17 protein-coding genes are annotated in these 22,795 nt (G+C 73.4%); 7 read left to right on the top strand and 10 right to left on the bottom strand.

All coding sequences use genetic code 11. The features are described from left to right. The first annotated feature begins 1,053 nt into the window (after window positions 1-1,053). Complete coding sequence (locus AB0K34_RS08590; RefSeq protein ID WP_364546665.1) at window positions 1,054-1,968, top strand: hypothetical protein; 915 nt, start codon at window positions 1,054-1,056, stop codon at window positions 1,966-1,968. Here AB0K34_RS08590 and AB0K34_RS08585 read toward each other — a convergent pair whose 3' ends face one another. The 6 genes from AB0K34_RS08585 to AB0K34_RS08560 form a co-directional block, all read right to left on the bottom strand. Beyond that, window positions 1,969-2,844: a hypothetical protein gene (locus AB0K34_RS08585; RefSeq protein WP_301177891.1), complete on the bottom strand. Its 876-nt coding sequence runs from the start codon at window positions 2,842-2,844 to the stop codon at window positions 1,969-1,971. It abuts the gene before it with no gap. A 110-nt stretch (window positions 2,845-2,954) separates the two neighbouring features. Next, a complete protein-coding gene (locus AB0K34_RS08580; protein ID WP_364546662.1) occupies window positions 2,955-4,697 on the bottom strand; it encodes a sporulation protein in 1,743 nt (580 codons plus the stop codon). Between the two features lie 261 nt (window positions 4,698-4,958). Beyond that, on the bottom strand, window positions 4,959-6,323 hold the full coding sequence (locus AB0K34_RS08575) for a pitrilysin family protein (RefSeq protein WP_301175368.1): 1,365 nt from the start codon (window positions 6,321-6,323) through the stop codon (window positions 4,959-4,961). After that, window positions 6,320-7,576, bottom strand: a complete 1,257-nt coding sequence (locus AB0K34_RS08570) for a pitrilysin family protein (RefSeq protein ID WP_301175369.1) — start codon at window positions 7,574-7,576, stop codon at window positions 6,320-6,322. Before AB0K34_RS08570 ends, AB0K34_RS08575 begins: the two co-directional genes overlap by 4 nt. Before the next feature lie 248 nt (window positions 7,577-7,824). Beyond that, window positions 7,825-8,178 carry an STAS domain-containing protein gene (locus AB0K34_RS08565; RefSeq protein WP_240808279.1) on the bottom strand — a complete coding sequence of 118 codons (354 nt, stop codon included), beginning with the start codon at window positions 8,176-8,178 and terminating at the stop codon, window positions 7,825-7,827. Window positions 8,179-8,275: 97 nt separating this feature from the next. Continuing rightward, complete coding sequence (locus tag AB0K34_RS08560; RefSeq protein WP_138639450.1) at window positions 8,276-8,896, bottom strand: ATP-binding protein; 621 nt, start codon at window positions 8,894-8,896, stop codon at window positions 8,276-8,278. A 226-nt stretch (window positions 8,897-9,122) separates the two neighbouring features. On the opposite strand from AB0K34_RS08560, the gene AB0K34_RS08555 reads away from it, so the two are divergent. Then, window positions 9,123-9,989 carry a helix-turn-helix transcriptional regulator gene (locus AB0K34_RS08555; protein WP_171069264.1) on the top strand — a complete coding sequence of 289 codons (867 nt, stop codon included), beginning with the start codon at window positions 9,123-9,125 and terminating at the stop codon, window positions 9,987-9,989. Beyond that, window positions 9,989-10,240, top strand: coding sequence for a DUF397 domain-containing protein (locus tag AB0K34_RS08550; RefSeq protein WP_089327163.1), 252 nt, complete (start codon window positions 9,989-9,991; stop codon window positions 10,238-10,240). Before AB0K34_RS08555 ends, AB0K34_RS08550 begins: the two co-directional genes overlap by 1 nt. Before the next feature lie 159 nt (window positions 10,241-10,399). On the opposite strand, the gene AB0K34_RS08545 is transcribed toward AB0K34_RS08550, so the two are convergent. Continuing rightward, window positions 10,400-12,271, bottom strand: coding sequence for a serine/threonine-protein kinase (locus tag AB0K34_RS08545; RefSeq protein WP_301175371.1), 1,872 nt, complete (start codon window positions 12,269-12,271; stop codon window positions 10,400-10,402). A 194-nt stretch (window positions 12,272-12,465) separates the two neighbouring features. Between AB0K34_RS08545 and AB0K34_RS08540 the strand changes: the two genes are divergently transcribed. After that, a complete protein-coding gene (locus AB0K34_RS08540) occupies window positions 12,466-13,128 on the top strand; it encodes a TetR/AcrR family transcriptional regulator (protein WP_301175372.1) in 663 nt (220 codons plus the stop codon). Between the two features lie 109 nt (window positions 13,129-13,237). Here the strand turns inward: AB0K34_RS08540 and AB0K34_RS08535 are convergent, their stop codons facing one another. Further along, complete coding sequence (locus AB0K34_RS08535; protein WP_138639448.1) at window positions 13,238-13,420, bottom strand: hypothetical protein; 183 nt, start codon at window positions 13,418-13,420, stop codon at window positions 13,238-13,240. A gap of 235 nt (window positions 13,421-13,655) precedes the next feature. Between AB0K34_RS08535 and AB0K34_RS08530 the strand changes: the two genes are divergently transcribed. After that, the gene (locus tag AB0K34_RS08530) at window positions 13,656-13,994 is read left to right on the top strand and encodes a PadR family transcriptional regulator (protein ID WP_138639447.1); all 339 of its coding nucleotides are present in this window, start codon (window positions 13,656-13,658) and stop codon (window positions 13,992-13,994) included. Further along, complete coding sequence (locus AB0K34_RS08525; protein WP_301175373.1) at window positions 13,991-14,731, top strand: DUF2812 domain-containing protein; 741 nt, start codon at window positions 13,991-13,993, stop codon at window positions 14,729-14,731. The genes AB0K34_RS08530 and AB0K34_RS08525 overlap by 4 nt, the downstream gene beginning before the upstream one ends. A 25-nt stretch (window positions 14,732-14,756) precedes the next feature. Here the strand turns inward: AB0K34_RS08525 and AB0K34_RS08520 are convergent, their stop codons facing one another. Beyond that, window positions 14,757-18,227 (bottom strand): AAA family ATPase, encoded by a 3,471-nt coding sequence (locus tag AB0K34_RS08520; protein WP_364546654.1) that lies wholly within the window; start codon window positions 18,225-18,227, stop codon window positions 14,757-14,759. Window positions 18,228-18,548: 321 nt separating this feature from the next. Here AB0K34_RS08520 and AB0K34_RS08515 point away from each other — a divergent pair, with 321 nt between their 5' ends. Continuing rightward, window positions 18,549-21,926 carry a pyruvate carboxylase gene (locus AB0K34_RS08515; RefSeq protein ID WP_301175375.1) on the top strand — a complete coding sequence of 1,126 codons (3,378 nt, stop codon included), beginning with the start codon at window positions 18,549-18,551 and terminating at the stop codon, window positions 21,924-21,926. Between the two features lie 60 nt (window positions 21,927-21,986). On the opposite strand, the gene AB0K34_RS08510 is transcribed toward AB0K34_RS08515, so the two are convergent. Next, window positions 21,987-22,607 (bottom strand): TetR/AcrR family transcriptional regulator, encoded by a 621-nt coding sequence (locus AB0K34_RS08510; protein WP_364546651.1) that lies wholly within the window; start codon window positions 22,605-22,607, stop codon window positions 21,987-21,989. Between the last annotated feature and the right edge of the window lie 188 nt (window positions 22,608-22,795).

Here is a 22,795-nt window from a genome sequence, read left to right as displayed (position 1 = left end):
CCCGAGCAATCCACCCCGACGACGCCCCCCGCACCCCCCACGCCCGAACACCCGCAGCCGTCTTGGTACCCCCAGGAGCAGACCGCCCGCCCCCCAGAACGGAACGCCTCCCCGCCAACTCCCGCAGGCGAACAGCCAAGCCCGCCATCACCCACGCCCTCCCAGGGCTGGACGCCGCTCGGTCCCGGTGTGGCGCCGTCCTCTGAGCAGAGCGCCGCACCCTCAGAGGGCGAAGCCCCGCTAGGCAACTCGTCGTCCCTCCAGGAGCAGGGCGGACGATCAATGGAGCGGGACGCTACGGCTACTCCGGCGACCCCTGCAGCCGAACCTCCGAGCCAGTCGTCGCCCGCGCCCTCCCAAGGCTGGACGCCGCTTGGTTCCAGCGCCGGGCCGTCGGCTGAAGACGGGCCTTCAGGTGCCACGGGCGGCAGCCCCTCCGGCACCTCGCCGTCTCTGCCTCCTGACCGCGGTTCTGCGTCGTCGGGAGTCGAGTCGGCGTCGTGGTACCCGCAGGCTTCGAGCGGGCCGTCATCCGCGCATGAGCAGGGCGGGCGATCAACCGAGCAGGACGCTGCGGCTTCCACGGCGAATCCCGCTGGCGAACAGTCGGGTCCGTCGTCGCCTGCGTCCGCTCAGGGGTGGGCGCCGCACGGTTCGAGTGCTGCGCAGTCGGCGTCGGCTGGGTACCCGCAGGAATTTGGTGCGGCGGCATCTTCTGAGGGTGAAGGCTCGCTGGGCGGGGCGTCGTCCGTGCGTGAGCAGGGTGGGCGATCGACGGAGCGGGACGCTGCCGCTTCTCCGGCGACTCCTGAAGGTGAACCTTCGAGTGCGTCCTCTGCGGGGTGGGCGCCGCATGATCAGAGTGCGGCGATGTCGTCGCAGTCCTCGCAGGAGGCGGGCTCTGCGTCCGGTGCGGAGGGGGCCGGGGCTGCGGAGCCTTGGACGCCTTACGGGGCCGGTGGGTCTGCGGATGACGCGTTGACGCCGATGTGGGCTCCGCATGGTTCGGTGCCATCGGGGGAGGGCGGTGGTCGTCCAGCCGGTTCGGAAGCGGTGTCCGGCGCTTCCGGGGAGGAGCCGCCTGGGGCGTTCGGCTCTGCGCCGGATGGTGAGGCGGAGCTGGAGACCAGGCCCGATGCGGTGGCCCGGCCGGGGCAGGACGAGCCTTTCCTGCCGGTGAAGGGGCTGTCGGCCGAGCCGCCGGCGGTGAGCGTTCCGGCGCCTCGGCAGGGGGACGTCGTCGAGACCGGGTCGCGTGGTGCCATGGCGGACGCGTTCGTGGGCGAGTTCGTCGGCGGGACGACGTGGCGGGCGATGCTGGCGGTGCTGGAGAGCGCGTTCCCGGGGCTCGGGATCGCCTCGGCGCTCTCGCGGCGGAGCGATGTGGCGGTGGGGGTGCTCGACCGGAAGGCGGCGGCGAGCCTCGGAGTGCCCGCCTGGCTGGACGACGCCGGGATGGTGTTCGACCTCAGCGCGCACCAGGGCAGGCGCCCGGTGCGGTCGCCCATGCCGGGACGGGCCGCGCCGCCGCGCGCGTCCAGGCCCTACGCGGGCGCCTTCGTCATCGACACGCTGGACCCGCTGCGCTACCACCGCGCGGTGGGCGGGCCGAGGGCGCCGCGGGACCTGTCGGGTGAGGGCGCGCTGCGGGTGCCGCCGGGGGCGGACGAGGACGACGGCGGGGTCGTGGTCGTCGCGAAGCTCACGGAGGCGGGCGTGCGGGTGCTCGACTCGGCGGCGCTGTGGCGGTACGCGGGGCGGGTCGTCACCGGGACGCTGCACGAACCGGGGCGTCCGGAGACGCGGGCGCGGGTGCGGCGGGCGCTGCGGGCGCTGCGGCAGGTCGTGGTCGTCGACCCGGACCTGCGGCTCGGGCTCTGCCTGCGGATCGACGCGGCGCGGGTGCCGCGGTGCCTGCTGGCGTTCGGGGTGGACGAGGAGGGCGCGGCCCTGTTCGTCCGCCCGTGATCACTCGTCGGGGCGCAGCCAGGACAGGTCGCGCTGCCGGTCGGCGGGCAGTTCGCGGATGCGGTCGACGAGCTGCCACGGTTCGGTCGGCGGCGTGCTCTCGTCGTCGGGGAGCACGCCGCACAGCAGCGCGCTCGGCGTGCCCACCGCGACGAACGGGCCGAACTGCGCGATGCCGCCGCCGCGCAGCGACGCCAGTTCGGTGAGCAGCGCGTTGACGGCGGACTCGTCCCGCGGGTCGTAGAGGGCGCGGACGTAGGAGAACAGGTCCTCGGCGAGGACGTCGGGGCGCCGGCCCGACATGTGGTAGACGGTGCCCCAGTAGGTGCCGGTGGCCTGCGCGGAGCGCCGGTCGCGGATGCGGACGCGCAGCCCGCACTCGGCGGCGCACTTCTCGTACGCCTCGGCGAGCAGCGTCTCGTTCTCGCCCTCCTCGCTGAGCAGGACGCCGGTGACGACGCCCTCCTCGCGGTCCAGCCGGTCGAGCATCTCGCGGTGCAGTTCGAGGACGTCCTGCTCCACGGCGTCGAGGGAGCGGGCCAGCGCGCGCTGGGCGTCGCGGTCGAGGTCGGCGCCCGTCAGTTCCGCGGAGATGTCGCCGAACTGCTTCTCGAGCCGCTCCACCCGGCCGACGGCGGAGTCGAGCCGTTCGAGGATCTCGGCGGGCGGCTCCGGCGGCGGAATGGGGATGCCCGCCGGCTCCGTCGCCTCGTCCACCACCGTCTTGAGCGCCTCGTGGTCCCTGGCGAGGTCGTCCAGCTGCCTGCGCAGCCGGCCCAGCTCCGCCTGGGCGCGGGGGAGTCGTTTGTCGGACGCCAGGTAGAGCTCGCGTCCGGCGATCGCAAGGCAGAGCAGGACCAGGATCACGGTGGTCATGTGACTCCTCGGGAAGCGGCTGCGCCTTCGACGATAACCATCCGTGGCCGGATTGGACGAGATCGCGGCGCATCTCGTCCGAAAGGTCCGGTGATTTTCGGTGCGGGCGGTCAGCCGAAGAGGCCGCCGAGCAGGCCGCCGAGGATCTCCGCGGCGCCGCCCGCGATCTCGCCGGCCACGTCGCCCGCGATGTCCCCGGCGACGCCGCTGGCCGCGTCCGCGATCATGCCGCCGGCGACGTTGCCGGCGTATCCGGCGACGGCGTTGCCGAAGGCGTCGACCGGGGCGCCCGCGACGTAGCCCGCCACGTTCGCGGCCTGCCCGGCGACGTCGCCCATGGCGCCGATGGCCATGCCGCCCGCGACACCGGCCGCGGCGGCGCCGCCGACCAGGCCCGCCGCGGCGATGCCGTGGTGGCCGCGATGCCCGTGGTAGCCGTGGTGGACGTGCGGCGGCGGCGCGGGGTGGCCGTGCATCGCGGGCGGGTAGGCGGGCGGCGGGCCCGCGTGGCCCGGCGCCGGCGGGTACGGGCCGCCGGGCGCGGGAGGCGGCGGGGCACCGGGTGCCGGAGGCGGCGGGGCACCGTGCGGTGCGGGCGGCGGAGCGGTGTGGCCGGGCATGCCGCCGGGGCCCGGCGGTGCGGGCGGCGGCACGGCTCCGTGGGGAGCGGGCGGCGGCCCGGCGTGCCCGGGCGCGAACGCTCCGCCGGGAGGCGGAGGCGGCGTGTGGCCGTGCCCCATATGGCCGGGCGGCGGGGGCGGCATGGGCGCGCCGCCGGGCGGTGGAGGCGGGGTCTGGCCGGGAGGCGTGGCGCCGTACGGCATCTGGCCGGGCGGAGGCGGCGCTCCGGGCCCGGGCGGCATGGACGAGTGCGCGGCGTGCGCGGGCGCGCCCGGGGGCGGGTACGCGGGGCTCGGCCCGCCCGGATAGCCGGGGCTGGGGGAGTAGGCGGCCGGCCCCTCGCCCGGGGCGGGCGCCGGGGGCGGGAACTGGGCGTTCTCGGCCTGCCCGTAGGGGGAGGCATTGGCCGGGGGCGGCGGCGGGAAGGGCGCGCCGCCGGGCGGCGGCAGCGGCGTCCGGGCGTCGCCACCGGAGCCGGACGAGCGCGGCAGCGCGGCGGCGGCCTCCAGCCACTCGCCGATCTTGGCGTTCCAGTCGGTCTCGGCGGCCTCGGCGTGCGCGACCTGGAACACGCCGAACGACTCGTCCCGCGGGGCGTCGCGGTCTTCGGCGCGCAGGACGAAGGCCATGCTGCGCGGGCTGGCGACGAAGCTCAGCCCGACCTTGTCGATCCGCCCCTGGTACGCGGTCGGCGGGTTGAGGTGGATCTCCTGGTGGAACGGCAGCTGCTGCGCGACGCCGCGCAGCTTCGACGACTCGAACGTCACGTTGGTGATCTGGAAGCCGAGCCGGGCGATCGAGGCGAGCACCCACTGCTGGGACTCCAGCGGCTCCACCGAGATCGGGTCGATGTCGCCGGGGTCGGGCTGCCCGACGGCGTCGACCTCGGTGCACATGCCGATCGTGAAGCCGGGCAGCTCGTGCCCGAGGACGGTCGTGAACGGCAGCTCGTACGGCAGCGGGATGGAGAACGCGAGGTCGCGCTGCTGCGCCGGATCCAGCCGGAAGCGGCGGGTGAGCGCGCCCCGGTACACCTCGGGCCCCGCGGTCTCGCCGCCGTAGCCGTTCTGCATGCGCGGCATGAGCGCGAGCGTCACATGCCGGATCTCCACGGGCCCGGGCCCGCCGCGCAGGTGGACCTTGCCGGCCACGACCCCGCCCGGCTTGCAGTTCGGCTCCGCGAGGATCGTGTCGACGGACGGCCCGCCACCCGCCATCTGCCCGTAGGACACCGGCCGTTCCCTTCTTCAGTTCGCGAGGACGTTCGCCCCGCCCCAGCCCACCGCGCCAGCCCTGGGCCACGCAAGTTAGACCTACTTCACCATGCCATCGGTTCACCCTCGAAGCGGAACCATTGAAGGGTCTCCGGCCGCAGAGGCCGGAGACGCCTTCTGCGCGGCGCTGCGTGATGCTCGGCATGGCCGCTCGCAAGGGACATGCCGGGCTTCTTGCGCGCGGGGGTGCCGCCGTCGGTCAGCGGGGCGGCTCCGGGGTCAGTCCTCCTTGGAGGTCACGGTGACCGGGGCGTAGCCGAGCTGCTCCAGGGGTTCGCGGATCTTGGACGCGTCGCCCACGGCGATGACGGTGAGGCCCTCCGGGTCGACGTGCTTGCGGTAGGCGCGGGCCACCCCGTCGGGAGTGGAGGCGCGGACGGCGGCCAGGTAGGCGCTCGGGTAGCCGGCGCCGAGGCCGTTCGCGGACGCGTCGGCGAGTTCGGCGGCGACGGCGCGGGACGTCTCGTACTCGGCGGGCGCGCGGTCGGCCAGCGCGCGGACGGAGAGGCCGTGCTCCTCGGGGTCGATGCCCCGGGAGACGATGCTGCGCAGCTCGGTCAGCGCGTCGCCGACCGCGTCGGCGGTGACCTCGGTGTGGACGGAGCCCTGCGCGATGAACAGGCCGCAGTGCCGCATCCGCAGCAGGCCGGCGCGCATGCCGTAGGTGTAGCCCTTCTCCTCGCGCAGCACCGCGTTCAGGCGGGACGTGAGGCCGCCGCCGAGGACGTGGGCCGCGACCGTCAGGGACGGCCAGTCGTGGTGCGAGCGGTCGGGGACGCCGTGCCCGAAGCTGAGGTAGGTCTGGACGGAGCCGGGGCGGTCGACGACGACGATGCGCGCCGCCGAGTCGGGCAGGACGCGGTCGGCGGTGGGCAGCGGCTCGCCGGTGGCCGCCCAGGACTCCAGGGCGGCGGCGAGGGACGCGTCGGCGCCCGTCCCGGAGAGGTCGCCGGCGACGACCGCGGTGGCCTCGGCCGGGACGATGGAGCCGTAGAAGGCGCGGACGTCGGAGCCCTGCAGCGCGCCGACCGAGGTGCGGCCGCCGCCCGTCGGGCGGGACGCGCGGGCCTCGGCCGGGAACATCACCGCGCGCAGTTCGCGCATGGCGCGCGAGCCGGGGTCGGCGTCCTCCTGGGCGATCTCCTCCAGGCGCTCGCGGACGAGCCGGCGCACGTCGGCGTCGTCGAGCGCGGGGCGGCGCACGACGCCGGAGAACAGGTCGAGGGCGGCGCCGAGGCGGGAGGTCGGGACGTCCAGCGCGATGCGCAGCGCGGTGAGGTCGGCGGTCGCGTAGAAGCTGGCGCCGAGGCGCTCGAACGCGGCGGTCAGCGCGGTGCCGCCGCCGGGCTCGGTGCCCTCCATCAGGGCGTGCGCGGCGAGGGTGGCGACGCCGTCCAGGCCGGCGGGCTCGCGGCCCGCGCCCGCGTGCAGGACGAGCCGGACCGCGGCGAGCCGGCGGCCGGGCAGGTCGCAGCGGAGCGTGGCCGGGCCGGCCGGGACGCGGCCCTCGACGCCGGACGGGAACACCCAGGCCGGGGCCGGGCCGGGGACGGGACGGGGCTGCAGTGCCAGGCCGCTGCTCACGAGGTGCCTCCGTAGGTCAGGGCGGTGCGGGCGCCGGGGGCCAGCCAGCGGCCCGCCATCTCCTTGATCGCGTCCCCGGTGACGGCGGCGGCGCGGCCGGGGGCGGTGAAGACCCGGGCCGGGTCGTCGAACTGGGTGGCGTTCTGCGACAGCGCGTTGGCCAGGCCGGTGACGGTCTCGGTCTGCTCCAGGAAGCCGCGTTCGGCCTGCGCGGTGGCGCGGGCGGTCTCGTCGGCGTCCGGGCCGTGCGCGGCGAACCGCTCGAGCTCCTCGTCCAGCACGGCGGCGATCTTGTCCGGTTCCGGCCCGATGGCGTCGACGATGGCCAGCGACGGGCCGGAGGCCAGCCGGGTCACCCCGGCCCAGACCTCGGTCGCGATCTGGTCGCGGCGGACCATCCGGTCGTAGAGGCGGGAGCCGGAGCCGCCGCCGAGGATCTCGACGGCCAGCTCGGCGGCCTCGACGTCGTCGCCGCCGTCGGTCGGCAGCGTGAACATCGCGAAGTAGGCGGGGGACGGGACGTCCTCGGTGAGGGTCTCCTCGCGGACGCCGGTCAGCGGCCCGAGCTCGCCGGGGCGGGCGGCGGGCTTGGCCGGGCCGGCCGGGATGCCGCCGAAGTAGCGCTCGACCGCCGCGATGGTCGCGGCCGGGTCGACGTCGCCGACGACGGACAGGACGGCGTTGCCCGGCGCGTACCAGGTGGCGAAGAAGTCGGCGCAGTCTTCGAGGGTGGTGGCGTCGAGGTCGTCCATCGAGCCGATCGGCGTGTGCGCGTACGGGTGGCCGCCGGGGAACGTCAGCGCGCACAGCCGCTCGAAGGCCGTCCCGTAGGGCTGGTTGTCGTAGCGCTGGCGGCGCTCGTTCTTCACGACGTCGCGCTGGTTGTCGAGGTTGGCCTGGGTGAGCGCGGCGGGCAGCGTGCCCATCCGGTCGGCCTCCAGCCAGAGCGCGAGCTCCAGGTGGCTGACCGGCACCGTCTCGTAGTAGTTCGTGCGCTCGAACGACGTGCTGGCGTTGAAGGCGGCGCCGGCGCTCTCCAGCAGCGCGGCGTGCTCGCCTTCGGCGACGTTCGCGGAGCCCTGGAACATCAGGTGCTCGAAGAGGTGGGCGAGGCCGGTCCGGCCGGACCGCTCGTGCCGTGAGCCCACCCCGTACCAGATGTTCACGGCGGCCAGTGGTACGACGTGGTCTTCGCAGACCACCACGCGCAGGCCATTGCCGAGCGTGTGCTCATGCAGCGGCTGTTCTGCCACGGAGCGCTCCCGTCCGTTCGATGGGTCGGCTGGCGGACAGCACCGCGCGCGTCGGCGGGACGTGCCCGGGCGGCGGGCTTGATCTCGGTCTCACCGTACCGGGTACGTCCGGCCGCGGTCGCGTCCACGCCGACCTGTGGATGACCAGGTCGACAAAGCCGGACAAGAGCGGGCGAATGGGAGCGGAAGTGGGGGTCGTTCCGGGCGGGGGTCTTAGGGGAGCGGTGGTCAGTCTGGGGAGCGGCGGGTCAGGAGGTGGCGGCCTCGTGGGCCGCTATGGCGTCCTCCAGGGAGCGGTGCAGGACGAAGATCTTGGTGAGCTGGGTGACGTGGAAGACCCGGCGCACCCGGTCGTTGACGCCCATGAAGGACATCGAGCCGTCGCGCGCGCGGAGCCGGTGGTAGATGCCGACCAGGACGCCCAGGCCCGTGGAGTCGAGGAACGTCACCTCGCCGAGGTCGATGACGAGGTGGGTGCCGCCGTTGTCGATGATGTCGAGCAGTGCCTCGCGCAGCCGGGGGCTGGTGAAGACGTCGATCTCACCGCTGATCTTGACGACCGTGAGGCCCCTCTCGACGCGGTGCTCGACGGCGAAGTCCACAGGTGCTCCTCTCATCCGCATGGCTCGTCGGGCCCTGTGCGAGGTGCCCGCGGGGGAATTGGATAGTTACCCCTGTCGCGCGCCGTTACGCGCTGGGTCAGGGGGAACGGAACAGCGCCCACACCACCTTGCCGTGGTCGAGCCCCCGCCACCCCCACCGGACGCTGAACGACTCGACGAGGTGGAGGCCGCGTCCCGTCTCGGCGATGTAGTCGGGTTCCCTGCGGCGCGGCGCGGTCCGGCTGGCGTCCATGATGCCGCAGAGCAGCCAGGGCGCCTCGTGCCCCAGGCGCAGCCTTATCGCGGACGGCGCGGAGCCCAGCGGGTCGGCCGGGTCGCCGTACACGCCCTCGCGGTGCACGTCGACGCCCGGCCGCCCGCTGGAGTTCACCCCTCCGCTGTGCCGCAGTGCGTTCGTCACGAGCTCGGACACGACGAGGCCGACGTCGTCGGCGAGTTCGGGGAGGTTCCATTCGGTGAGCCGGGAAACGGCGAAGTGCCGGGCCTCGGTGACCGATTCCGGGTCGGGCTGCACGGTGAACGACACCGTGGTGCCCCGCAGCTCGGTGAGCGCGGTGACGGCCGTGTCCAGCCGGGGCGGCAGGTTCACCGACTCGGGGACGGGCGTCGACAGCCCAGCGTGGTCCCGTGGCTCGCTCGGCCCCGCGATGGGGCCGAGCTCCCACCGCGTGTCGTCGTGCGCGTGGCGTGACGTCATTCCACCGGACCCCGCAGAGTGATCTCGTTGTGCAGCCGTGGCTCGGAAGTCTCGTGCGTTATCCTGCGCATCGTAGCGTGCGAATGCAAGGCCCAATGCACGTGCATCCGGGTTGTGTGGGTGTGGGGCGACGCGGATTGCGCGCGGGTGAACGGAGGTAACCGCAGGACACTCAGGCCAGTGGCACACTAGGTTCGCTGTCCGCCGAATAGCCGGGAGGTTGGGCGTGACTCCAGAGACGCCGGGAAGCGGGTCGACGGTTCGTCGGATCCTGCTCGGGTCGCAGCTGCGCCGTCTGCGCGAGCAGAAGGGCGTGACCCGTCAGGACGCCGGCTACGTCATCCGTGCGTCGGAGTCGAAGATCAGCCGTCTCGAGCTCGGCCGGGTCAGCTTCAAAGAACGCGACGTGGACGACCTGCTCACGTTGTACGGCGTCAGCGACAAGACCGAGCGCGAGGCGCTGCTGCAACTGGCGCGGGAGGCCAACACCCCCGGTTGGTGGCACCGGTACAACGACGTGCTGCCCGGCTGGTTCCAGACCTATGTGGGCCTGGAGGAGTCGGCGGCGTTGATCCGCACGTATGAACTGCAGTTCGTCCCGGGACTGCTGCAGTCGGAGGGGTATGCGCGTGCGGTGATCCGCCTGGGCAACGCCGGCGCCGCCGAACACGAGATCGACCAGCGCGTGGAACTGCGCCTGCAACGTCAGGAACGCCTCACGGGCCCGGACGCACCGCGCCTGTGGGCCGTGGTGGACGAGGGGGCGCTCCGGCGCCCCATCGGCGGTCCGGAGGTGATGCGGGGCCAGTTCGAGCACCTCATCGAGATGTCCAAGCTGCCCAACGTCACCATCCAGATCATGCCGTTCAGGTTCGGCGGCCACGCCGCCGAGGGCGGGGCCTTCACCATCCTGCGCTTTCCCGAGCAGGACCTGCCGGACGTGGTTTACGTCGAGAACCTCACCGGCGCGATGTACCTGGACAAGCGCGACGACGTCGACACCTATCTGCAGGCGATGGAACGCCTGTGCGTCGACAGTGCGACCCCGGAGCGCACCGTCGAGCTTCTCGGTGATCTTCTCAGAGAGACATGATGCTCCAGACCGATTACGACAACGGGATGCCGGCCGCCGAACTCCTCGGAGCGCGGTGGCTGAAGTCCCGGCGAAGCAACTCCCAGGGGAACTGTGTGGAAATCGCCGAGCTGCCCGGCGGGCAGGTCGCGATGCGCAACTCCCGTCATCCCGACGGACCCGCCTTGATCTACACCCGCCCGGAGATAGAGGCGCTGATCCTTGGAGCCAAGGACGGCGACTTCGACCATCTCATCGCCTCCCGTAACTGACCGGCTCTCACAACGAACGGCACGCCCGAACGGCGGCGGGTCGGCTCCGGAACACCGAACGTCGACCCGACCGCGGTACGGACGGCACCAGATCGCTCACAGGCCACCCCGGCGCGAGGGTGGCCTTTCTTCTGCCGCCGCGGGGTTCCGGCCGCGGGCTCAGCCGCAGTTGCCGTAGGGAGCGCTGCGGCCGTTGCCGCCGAACCTGACGCAGGCGCCGGGCGCCTTCACGTACACCGGTCCCGCGTACCAGGCGAACGACCCGCTGTCGGCGATGGAACTGCCGCCCTGCTTCTGGATCCACACCGAGACCGGCGACGACTTGCCGACGTTCACCGTCTTCATGGTGACCGCGCAGTTGTAGCCCGAGCTGTTGTAGAGCAGGTAGGCCACGCCGCCGGAGACGCTCAGCGACCGCTGCACGTAGTAGCCGCTCCCGTGGCCGCCGCTGTTGCACGCCTGCTGCGGCGTGTACTTGTTGGCGGGCTCCCGGGCGGGCGTACCGCCGCCGCCATCATCACCGCCACCGCCGCCGGTGCCCGGCGTGGGCGCGGGCTGGCCCGGCTGCTGCGGTGCCTCCCCCGGCTTCTTGGACGGGCCAGGGGACGCCGGGTTCCCGCTCTTCTTGCTCTGCGGCTGCCCGGACTTCTGCTTGGACGGGTTCTGCGCGGCGTTGCCCGCGCTGTCCGTGGGCCCGGCGCCTTCCTGCGCGCCCTGGTTGTCGTCGGAGGCGACGGTCTGGTGGTCGCTGCCCTTGTCGTCGCCGCCCCTCGTCGCGGCCCAGGCGGCACCGCCCGCGAGGACGACGGCCACCGCCGCCGCTGCCGCGATGGGCACGAGGAGGCGCCCGCGCCTCCTGCCCTCCGGCCCGTGCTGGCCTTGTCCGTGCGGGCCCAGACCGGGCGGTGCGGCGGGCGGGATCGGCGGGGGCGCGCCGTGCGGCTGGCCCGGCATGACCAGCGGCGGGTTCAGCTCCTCGTAGGGCGGCGGTTGCGGGGCCGTCCTGTTCCGGGGGGCGGACGGGTCCGTGACGTGGTCGGGAGGCAGCAGGGCGCCTGCCATCGCCGACGGGGAGGCGTACGGGTCCGTGGAGTTCCGCGGCGTCCCCGCGCCGGGCCCCGTCGCCGCGTCGGCGAGCAGGCCGGGGAAGGCGGGCAGCGGCGGGACGGGCGATCCGCCGGCGAACGTCCCGGTGGCGGCGCCGACCAGCCGCTCCTGCGCCTGCCGCGCGGTCGGGCGCTGCGCAGGGTCTTTGGCCAGGCACGCCAGGACGAGTTCGCGCATCGGGTCGGGCAGGTCGCCGAGATCGGGCTCGCCGGTCAGGATGCGGTGCATGACCGTGGCCATCTCGTCGTTCCCGAACGCGGGACGCCCGGTGGCGGCGAACGCCATCGTGGTGCCCCAGGCGAACATGTCGGCCGCGGGGCCGACCTCTCCGCCGGTGAAGTGCTCGGGCGACATGTAGGCGGGCGTGCCGACGTTCTGCGTCTCACCGGCCGCGCCCAGCGCGCGCGCCACGCCGAAGTCGATGACGCGAGGGCCGTCTGGGCCCAGCATCACGTTGTGCGGTTTGAAGTCACGGTGGACGATGTCGGCCTGGTGGATCGCGGTGAGCGCGGTCAGGGTGCTGATGGCGAGGCGCTCCAGGGCGCCGCCCGTGCGCGGGCCCTCCGTCCGCACGACATGGTGCAGCGACAGGCCCGGCACGTACTCGCTGACGATGTAGGGCTGGTCGCCCGCGACGTCGGCGTCGAGCACCTGCGCGGTGCAGAACCGCGCCACCCGCTTGGCGACCTCCAGCTCGCGGACGAAGCGCGCGCGGGCCGACTCGTCGCCGGCGAGGCCGCCGTGCAGCAGCTTGATCGCGACGTGGTCGGCGGACCGGATCGTTCCAGTCTCGCCGGCCCGCCTGCCGAGGAAGACGGCCCCCTGGCCGCCCTCCCCGAGGCGGCCGAGGATCTCGTATCCGCCCAGCTCAGTCGGGTCGCCCGACCTCAGTGGAAGGGCGTCCGGCATCGTCCTGTCCGTCACACCACTCGCTCCCCGTTACTTCCGGCTCGTCCGCAAGACCGTGGGGCAAGACTATTGGGCAGACGATGGTAGACGCTCCGCGCGATCGCCGATCTCCGCGCCCCGGCCCCGCTCCGGCCCTGATCCGGCATGATCTGGGCACGCGCGAACGCAAAATAGGACTATAGTCCGGTTAATTCGATGAGGAGGCGCCGATGGAGCGGGGACCCGCGGGCGGCCGTCGTGTCGACCTCGAACTGATGCGGACGCCGCCGCCCAAGGAGCGCGCCGACGCCGCCCGCAACCGCGTGAAGGTGCTGGACGCGGCGGCCGGGCTCTTCGCCCGCCACGGGGTCGAGTCGGTCTCGATGGACGCCGTCGCCGCAGCGGCCGGCGTCGGCAAGGGGACGCTCTTCCGCCGGTTCGGCGACAGGGCCGGCTTGGCGGCGGCCCTCCTGAACCAGCGCGAGCGCGACCTCCAGGATGCGATCCTTTCCGGCCCGGCCCCGCTGGGTCCGGGCGACGGGGACGCGGACGTCTCGCCGTCCGACCGGCTGCACGCCTTCGCCGACGCCTATCTCGACTACGTGCTGGCCCATCTCTCCCTGGTGCGGATGTCGGAGACCGCTGCGCCGGGAGCGCGCTACCGCATCGGCGCCTACGGTTTCTGGCACCGGCACCTGATGATCCTTCTCGACCAGCTGGGTGGAACGGTCCCAGGCTCCGGCGAGCCGGGCATCGACTCGGATGCGGCCGCGCATGCGCTTCTGGCCGTCCTCGGGGCGGAGCACCTCGCCGCGATGGTCGACCTCGTAGGAGCGGAACGCGCGCGCGCCGCCGTCCACGCGCTCTACAACGTGACCCACGTCCGGTCCTGAGTACGAGACGACAAAACCCCCGTGCGCGATGCACGGGGGCTCGGCGTCGTATGCCTGACCAAGACCGGGTCAGGCCGGACAAGTTGCCGGAGGGCGCGGGGGGCTGGGGTCAGGCCGGGTCGGGAGTCGCTCGCTCGGGGCGGGACTCCTCCCGGCCGTCCACTTTGCCCGGTGGTCCCTCCGGGGCGTGGTTGCGTTCCAGCTGGGCCGCCACCGCGAGGGCTCGCAGCGACGTCGTCTTCACGTGTTTGCGTCCGTTCGTGGAGCGGGTGCGGGGGATGCTGCTCGGCACGGTCACCTCCATGGGTCGTGGACATGGGTGCTACCCGGTGCGCCGGTGTTCGCACGGTAGTTGCAACCGCAAGATCCTTCCGGCTATTCCGAGTGATCGTTCCGTTTATGCGCGACCGGTTCCGGCCGCGGCGCTCCGCGGCCCGGATTCAGTCCCGCTATCTAGGTTGTATTCCTAACTAGGTTGCTCTACCGTTTAGGTCGTTGCGCTAACTGAAGGGGAGGTGCCGTCCGCCATGGCTCTCGACCGCCGTGCCAGCTGGCTCAAGGGCGTGCTCGACCTGCTGGTCCTCGCCGGGCTGACCCGCGGCGAGAGCTACGGGTACGAGATCGCCAAGACCCTCGCCGACGCGGGGCTGGGGCAGATCAAGGGCGGCACCCTGTACCCCGTCCTCAACCGCCTGGAGGAGGCGGGGCTGGTCTCCTCGGAGTTCCGCGCCGCCGACCGCGGGCCAGGCCGCCGCTACTACCGCCTCACCGCCGCCGGCCGCGCGACGCTCGCCGAGCAGAGCGGCCTGTGGCTCGCCTTCGACGAATCAGTCCGGAAGATGCTCACCGAGGGAGCCGACCGATGACGCACCCCTACTTCGACGAACTGACGCGGCGCCTGCGCGACCGCGGCCTGCCCGAGAAGGAGGTCACCCGGACCGTGGCCGACCTGGCCGCCTTCGCGGCCGAGTCCGGCACCGACCCGGAGCAGGAGTTCGGTACGCCGGACGAGTTCGCCGCGCAGCTCGCGGGAGCGGGCGAGCGTGAGAGCGAACCCGCCGGCCCCGCCGCCCCGCCGGCCGAGGCCGAGACGTGGACGTGGCGGGCCGACGCCTTCCACGAGCGCGAGGTGCTCAACCGCTACGGCGACGAGGGGTGGGAGGTCGAGCGCGTCGACTCCGTCGGCCGCTTCGTCAGCCGCCGCGTCGGCGACCACCCGCTGCGCTGGGAGTACCGCCGCGAGACGGTCCTGCCCCGCAACCGCGCCGCCGTCGCGGAGCGCCTCGCGCCGGACGGCTGGGAGCCCTGCGGGTCGTGGTTCCACTTCGAGTACTTCAAGCGCCCCAAGGCGGTCACGCTCGGCCTGGAGGGCGAACTCGACCTGACGCCGGAGGCCCCGGCCAAGGCGACCTACTGGAGCAGGCGCTTCTACCTGTTCCTCGCCGGCTACGCGGTCTTCCTCGCCGTCATGTGCACGGCCTGGATCGTCTTCGCGCCGGACGACTCCCACTTCATCTTCATCGCGGGCTGCCTGACCGGCGGCGTGGTGGCCCTCGCGCTGATGGGCCTGCGCCTGAGGCAGGCCCATCGCCGCGCGCAGTGACGGCCGCCGCTACAGGTGACCGGCGCTACAGGTAGAGGCCGACGCTCTTGGACGGATCGGACGACCCGGGCTTGTGCGGCCGCAGATCGGCGGCCTCCAGCGTGGCCAGCTCCTCCGGGCCGGAGGCCGCGGTGAGCCGCTCCGCCTGGACGGCCAGGGCGTCGTCCAGCAGGTTGCGCATGAGGCGGCCGTTGCCGAACGACGGGCCGCGCGGCACGTCCCGCAGGATCTCGCGGAGCCGGCCGGGGACGTCCGGCGCCGGCCGGAGCCCGTCCCGCGCCGCGAGGTGCTCGAAGATCGCGACCAGCTCGCCGTCGGAGTAGTCGGGGAACGCCAGCCGCTTGGGGAAGCGGGACCGCAGCCCGGAGTTGGCGTCCAGGAAGGCGTCCATCTCGCGCTCGTAGCCCGCCGCGATGACGACCAGGTCGCCGCGGTACTCCTCCATCAGCTGGACGAGGGTCGCGACGGCCTCCCGCCCGTACGCGTCGCCGGCCAGGGAGTACGCCTCGTCGATGAACAGGATCCCGCCGAGCGCCTGCTCGACGGCGGCCCGCACGCGCGGCGCGGTCTGGCCGACGTAGGCGCCGGCGAGGTCGGCGCGCGTCACCTCGACGAGGTGCCCGGACGACAGCAGCCCCAGCTGCGCGTAGACGGACGCGACGAGCCGCGCCACGGTCGTCTTGGCGGTGCCGGGGTTGCCGGTGAACACCATGTGCCGGGACGGGGCGCCGACCGGCTGCCCGGCGGCGCGGCGCAGGTCGGCGGCGCGGGCCTCGGCGGCGAGGCGGCGCACCTCCTCCTTGACGGACGCGAGGCCGATGAGGGCGTCCAGCTCGGTGAGCGGGTCGGTGGCCGGCGGCACCCGCGTGGCGCCGCCGAGGCCGTCCGGGATGTCGTCGGCGCGCAGCTCGGCGAGGTCGGCGGCGGTGGGCGCGGCCAGCGCGGTGACGCGGCGGGCCTGCAGCGCGGTGGCGCGCTCGCACAGGTTGCGCATGACGCGGGCGTTGCCGAAGGACCGGCCGCGCGGGGCCCGCCGCAGCAGGCCGGCGAGCTTGCCGCGCGCGCCGTCCGACACCGCGAGCCCGGCCGCCGCGGCCTGCCCGGTGAAGATCTCCACCAGCTCGGCGTCGCTGAAGTCGGGGAACCGGACGGTGCCCGGGAACCGGGACGCCAGGCCCGGGTCGGACGCGATGAAGCGCTGCATCTCGCGCTCGTAGCCCGCGACGATGACGACGAGGTCGTCCCGGTGGTCCTCCATGCCCTTCAGCAGCTCGGCGACGGCCTCGGGCCCGTAATCGTCCTCCGAGCCCGTCGGCGCCAGCGCGTACGCCTCGTCGACGAACAGGACGCCGCCGACGGCGCGCTGCACGACGGCGCGGGTCTTCCCGGCGGTCTCGCCGACGTAGCGGCCGACGAGCCCGGCGCGGGACGTCTCGACCAGGTGCCCGGACGACAGGACGCCGAGGTCCTTCAGCACGCGGGCGACCAGCCGCGCGACGACGGTCTTGCCGGTGCCGGGGTTGCCGGTGAACACCATGTGCCGCGCGGGCGGGGCGGGGACGGGCAGCCCGGCGTCGCGGCGCATCTTCGCGGCCTTCGCGGCGGCGACGAGCAGCTCGATCTCCTGCTTGACGGTGCCGAGCCCGGTGAGGGCGGCGAGCTCGGCCATCGGGTCGTCGCCGGCGGTGTCGAACGAGGCGGGGACGTCGGCGTGCGTGACGACGAGTTCGGCGCCGGGCTCGGTCCGGGCGCGGACGGCGTCCACGACGGTGTCGGCGAGGTGCTGGGCGAGGCGGGCGTTGCGCAGGTTCCGCACGGGCGGCGTGCGGACGAGCAGCTCACCTGCGGCGGTCAAGGCGCGCTTGTGCGCGCGCGCCCCGCGCTGCTGGATCGCACGGTTGAACAGCTCCGCGTGGCCCTCGGCGGTGAACGGGTGCGTCGGGACGATCTGGAACCGCAGCGCCAGCGCGGGGTTGACCTCGCGGATCCGTTCGTCGCCTCCCGGCTCGCACAAGACGACGACGTGCAGGTCGTCATGGGCGTCCAGGGTGCGGTGCAGCTGCTCGACGATGGCTTCGCCGCTCTGCGTGTCGTGGGACATGTCGTCCAGGCCGTCGATGACCATCAGCCGCACGCCGGCGCAGTCGCGGGCCTCGGCGTAGAGCTGGCTGGTCGCGGCGGAGACCTCCTTGGCGGCGAAGAAGTCGCCGGCCAGCCACAGCGGCGGCTCCATGATGCCGCGCCGCTGCACGAGCTCGGCGACCTCCTGGGCGGCGTCGCGCTTGCCGGTGCCGTCCGGGCCGACGAGCATCAGCCGGACCGGGCCGTCGCCCGCCGCGATGTCCGCCAGCGCCGCGACGACGTCCGGCTGGCCGATCAGGTCCGTCTCGATCTCGGCGGTGCGGTCGCCGCGCCGCCGCGACGGCGCCGTGCCGAGGCTCGCGGCGAGCGGGTTGGCGACGCGGCGGCGCGGGGTGAACAGGCGGCGCACGTCGTCCTGGAAGCCGCCGACGGGGATCCACACGGGGTCGGGCGAGCGCGCCGGGCCGGGCAGCCCCTGGACGCAGCCGGTGAAGCGCGCGGCCATGTCGAGCCAGCCCCGGCAGGCGTCGACGGCGCCGGCGCCGAGGGCGCGGCCGAGCCACGCCCATTCGTCCGAGCACCACTCGTCGGGGTCGAAGGAGGAGCCGCGGGCGTCCTCGAACCGTCCGAGAAGTTCGCCGTACCGGTCCTCGGTGAGCACGACCGACAGTTCGGCTGGGACCTGCTTGAGCCCCGCCTGCAGCAGCAAGTGGACGAGCAGCCCGTCGGCGGTCTCGCCGTGCGGGGCCACCTCGCGCAGGTGCTCGTGGACGGGCAGCAGCCCCGAGCACACCCATTCCAGGTAGCCGATGGGGCCGGCCAGTTCAGGCAGCACGGCGAGGACATCGTCGTCGGCCTGCGCGGCCCAGGCGTCGCGCCGCTTCTCCAAGGGCAGCGCCAGCCAGTTCCCGGGCGGCGGGTTGTCGTACAGCCTGAGCAGGGCGCGCCGCCGCCGCTCGAATGGCTGCAGCCCCTGGAACACGCCGGCCGCCTCGCGGGCCAGGGTGAGCGCGAGGTCCTGGTCGCCGGTCTCCTCCAGCCAGTCGAAGGGCCGGAAGGCGCCGGCCCCGGCGCTCCAGTCGACGTCCTCCTCGCCCGGGTCCAGCGGCTCGGCCATGTAGGGGCCGAAGACCTCGTGGTACAGCTTCGCGCTCGACCCGGACAGGACGGCGGCGCCGCCGGGCAGGAAGCCGAGCGTGGTCATCATCTCGGCGACGATCAGCGGGGCGGGGACGGCCATCAGCCCGTGCTCGTCCACGGTGAACCCGGCGCAGCGCGGGTCCTCGGCGAGGGCGTCCACCCGGCCGCGGACCTCGTCGTAGAACCCGTCGGGGACGCGCCACGGGCGGGACGCGTACAGGTCGAGGACGGGCTCGTCCGTGACGAGCAGTTCCAAGTGTTCTGGCAGCCGCACCCGCTGCTCCTCCCCGAGGTCCACGAAACAGTGCGAAAGCCTAGCGATCCGGGGCTTTCCGAGGGTCGGACCCAGTGAGGCCGGAAGGGGAACCCGGCGAGGTGAGAACAATCGTGCGTTTTTCCCACTAAGCGTCATCTGTCGCTTTGTTCACGCGTCCGGACTGCTGTGCCAGGCTCGCCGGACCGCTCAACTGGGTAGGTATCCGAAGATTCGGTTCGCCCGCCGGGCTGGTCCCGCCTCAGAGCGGCTCAGCGTGGAGCCCCAGGAGACCGTCGGGTGCGGGCGGACGCGCCCGTGCCGTCTCCTGGGAGAGATACGTTGATCAGAAAGCTGCTCGTCGCCAACCGGGGCGAGATCGCCGTGCGCGCCTTCCGCGCGGCCTACGAACTCGGCATCGCCAGCGTCGCCGTCTACGCGCACGAGGACCGGCTGTCCCTGCACCGGCAGAAGGCGGACGAGGCGTACGAGATCGGCGAGCACGGCCACCCCGTCCGCGCCTACCTCGACGTGGACGGGATCGTGGAGACCGCCCTGCGGGTGGGCGCCGACGCCGTCTACCCGGGCTACGGGTTCCTGTCCGAGAGCCCCGAGCTGGCCGAGGCGTGCGAGCGCAACGGGATCAAGTTCGTCGGCCCGCCCTCGCGCGTGCTGAGGCTGGCCGGCAACAAGATCGAGGCGGTCGCGGCGGCGCGCCGGGCGGGGCTGCCCGTGCTGCGCTCGGCGACCCCCGCGCCGGGCGAGGAGCTCGCGGCGGCCGACGAGGTCGGCTTCCCGCTGTTCGTCAAGGCCGCGGCCGGCGGCGGCGGGCGCGGGCTCCGCCGCGTCGACCACCGCGACGAGCTGGAGGCCGCCGTCGACACCGCGCGCCGCGAGGCGGAGAGCGCGTTCGGCGACCCGACCGTCTTCCTGGAGCAGGCCGTGGACCGGCCGCGCCACATCGAGGTGCAGGTCCTCGCGGACGGCGAGGGCCACATCGTCCACCTGCGCGAGCGCGACTGCTCCGTGCAGCGCCGCCACCAGAAGGTCGTGGAGATCGCGCCCGCGCCCCGGCTCGACCCCGTCGTGGCGCAGCGCCTCTGCGAGGACGCGGTGAGGTTCGCCCGCGAGATCGGCTACGAGAACGCGGGCACCGTCGAGTTCCTCGTGAACGACCGCGGCGAGCACGTGTTCATCGAGATGAACCCGCGCATCCAGGTGGAGCACACCGTGACCGAGGAGGTCACCGGCGTCGACCTGGTGCAGAGCCAGCTGCGCATCGCGGGCGGCGAGACGCTCCCCGGCCTCGGCATCGCGCAGGAGGACGTCACCGTCAGCGGCTTCGCCGTGCAGTGCCGCATCACCACCGAGGACCCCGCGAACGGCTTCCGCCCCGACACCGGCAAGATCTCGGCGTACCGCTCGCCGGGCGGCGCCGGGGTGCGGCTCGACACCGGCACCGCCTACGGCGGCGCGATCATCTCCCCGCACTTCGACTCGCTGCTGGTGAAGCTCACCTGCCGCGGCCGGACGTTCGAGGAGGCGGTGCGGCGCGCGCGCCGGGCCGTCGCCGAGTTCCGCATCCGCGGCGTCGCGTCGAACATCCCGTTCCTCCAGGCGCTGCTGGACGAGCCCGACTTCCGCGCGGGCGGCGTCACCACGTCCTACATCGCCGACCACCCCGAGCTGCTGACGGCCCGGTCCAGCGGCGACCGCGCGACGCGGCTCGTCCGGTACCTGGCGGACGTCACCGTCAACAAGCCCCACGGCGACGCGCCGACCGACCTGGACCCGTCGACGAAGCTGCCGCCGCTGAACATGGACGCCCCCTTCCCAGAAGGATCGAGGGACCGCCTCCTCGCCCTCGGCGCGCGCGCGTTCGCCGAGCAGCTTCGCAACCAGAGTGCTCTGGCCGTCACCGACACCACGTTCCGGGACGCGCATCAGTCGCTCCTGGCGACGCGAGTACGCACCTACGACCTGCTCGCCGCCGCGCCCTACCTGGCCCGCATGACCCCTGAGCTGCTCTCCATCGAGGCATGGGGCGGGGCGACGTACGACGTCGCGCTCCGCTTCCTCGGTGAGTCGCCGTGGGACAGGCTGTCCGCGATCCGCGAGGCCGCGCCGAACCTGTGCATCCAGATGCTTCTGCGGGGCCGCAACACCGTCGGCTACACCCCGTACCCCGACTCTGTGGCGCGGGCCTTCGTGAAGGAGGCGGCCAGTACGGGCGTCGACATCTTCCGCGTGTTCGACGCCCTGAACGACATCGAGGCCATGCGTCCGGCCATCGACGCGGCGCTCCAGACCCACGCCCTGGTCGAAGGCACCCTCTGCTACACGGGCGACCTCTCGTCCCCGAACGAGAACCTCTACACGCTCGACTACTACCTGCGGCTCGCGGAGCAGCTGGTCGAGGCGGGCGTCCACATCCTGTGCATCAAGGACATGGCCGGCCTGCTCCGCGCACCCGCCGCGCGCACCCTCGTCAAGGCGCTGCGCGAGCGGTTCGACCTGCCCGTCCACCTGCACACCCACGACACGGCCGGCGGGCAGATCGGCACCTACATCGCCGCCATCGAGGCCGGTGTCGACGCCGTCGACGGCGCCGCCGCGCCCCTGTCGGGCACCACCAGCCAGCCGCCCCTCCAGGCGATCGTGGCCGCGACCGACTTCACCGACCACGCGACCGGCATCGACCTGGACGCGCTGACCGTCATGGAGCCGTACTGGGAGGCCGTCCGCAAGCTGTACGCGCCGTTCGAGATGGGCCTGCCGTCGCCGACCGGACGCGTCTACCGGCACGAGATCCCGGGCGGGCAGCTGTCCAACCTGCGGCAGCAGGCGGTCGCGCTCGGCCTCGGCGACCGCTTCGAGGAGATCGAGCGGCTGTACGCGGCGGCCGACGCGATCCTCGGGCGGCTGGTGAAGGTCACCCCGTCCAGCAAGGTCGTCGGCGACCTGGCCCTGCACCTCGTCGCCGCCGGCGCCGACCCGGACGACTTCGCCGCGAACCCGGAGCGCTACGACATCCCCGACAGCGTCATCGGGTTCCTCAACGGTGAACTGGGCGACCCGCCGGGCGGCTGGCCCGAGCCCTTCCGCACCAAGGCGCTCGCCGGACGCCACTACACGCCGCCCAGGGCCGAACTGGACGGCGCCGAAGAGAAGGCCCTGGCCGGGCCAGAGGTCCGCGACACTCTCGACCGGCTCCTCTTCCCCGGCCCCGCGAAGGACTACCGCGAGGCACGCGCCGCCTACGGCGACCTTTCCGTGCTGCCCACCGGCCCGTTCCTCTACGGCCTGCGCACCGGGCACGAGGTCGCGTTCGACCTCGAACCCGGCGTCCGCGTGCTCGCCGGGCTGGAGGCGGTCGGCGACGTCGACGAGGCGGGCGTCCGGCAGGTCATCTGCACGGTGAACGGCCAGCTCCGCACGCTGTCCGTCCGCGACAAGTCCGTGGTCTCGGACGCGCCGCCGGTCGAGCGCGCCGACCCGTCCGAACCCGGCCACGTCGCCGCCCCCTTCGACGGCTCGGTCACCCTCCGCGCGTCCAAGGGCGACACGGTCGCCGCCGGCGACGTCGTCGCCACGATCGAGGCGATGAAGATGGAAGCGGCCATCACCGCGCCCGTGGCCGGCACCGTGACCCGCTTGGCCGTCCCTGAGGCCACGCCGGTCCAGGCAGGCGACCTCCTCCTCGTCATCCAGGAGGCTTAACCCGGACACAACAGCGGGGTCTTGCGGCGCACTGGCGGTGCCGCAAGACCCCGCTGTGCGTTAGTGCACCGCGTAGTCGTTGAGGGACGGGGACAGCAGGTCGAAGGCGGTGCGGGCCGTCTTGGTGAGGGCGGCGGCTATCTCGTCGTTGCTCTCGCCGGTGAGGGTGCGGCGCAGGGTCTCCTGGAACAGGAAGCGGTGGACGGCGCCGAGCTGGGCGGCGACCAGCCGGGGGAGGGGGTCGCCGGGGGCGGCGCCGGTCTCCTCGGCGAGGACGGCGGCGAGGGCGTCCTCGCGCTCCTCGTGGAACTCGCGGAGGCGGGCGACCAGCGCGGGGCTCTCGACGATCATGCGGGCGAAGTCCGGGCCGGAGAAGCCGATGACCGGATCCTGCCGGTCGGCGGCGGCGAGGAACGCGCGGCGCAGCGCGGCCAGCGCCGACTCGCCGGGGGCGCGGCCGGCGACCGTGCGGGCGAGCAGGCCGGTGAACTCCTCGTGCAGGTCGAGTGCGAGGTCCTCCTTGCGGGGGAAGTAGTTGGTCACGGTCATCTTCGCGACCTGCGCCGCCGCCGCGACGTCGGCGATCGTCACCCGGTCGAAGCCGTGCCGCAGGAAGAGGCGCGTCGCCTGGTTCGAGATGTTCTGCCTCGTCTGCTGCTTCTTCATCTCCCGCAGTCCCATGCGGACATCATTGCATACCGACCTAAGTTTGTCATTGACACATCTATAGGTTCGTCCTAAGTTTATGTCGCAAGGCAGACGGGTACCGAGATCGGGTGACCCGTTCCCTCCCGGCCGGACGAGCAAAGGACACCGCCCTGAACGCCAGCCACGCGCCCAGCGCGTCCCCCCGCGCGACCGTGAACCTC

The sequence above is a fragment of the Actinomadura sp. NPDC049382 genome, from assembly GCF_040677125.1.
In the GTDB taxonomy this organism is placed as follows: Bacteria; Actinomycetota; Actinomycetes; order Streptosporangiales; family Streptosporangiaceae; genus Spirillospora; species Spirillospora geliboluensis.
The sequence above is the reverse complement of the archived record's forward strand: the minus strand, read 5'-3'. Positions and strand labels throughout refer to the sequence as shown.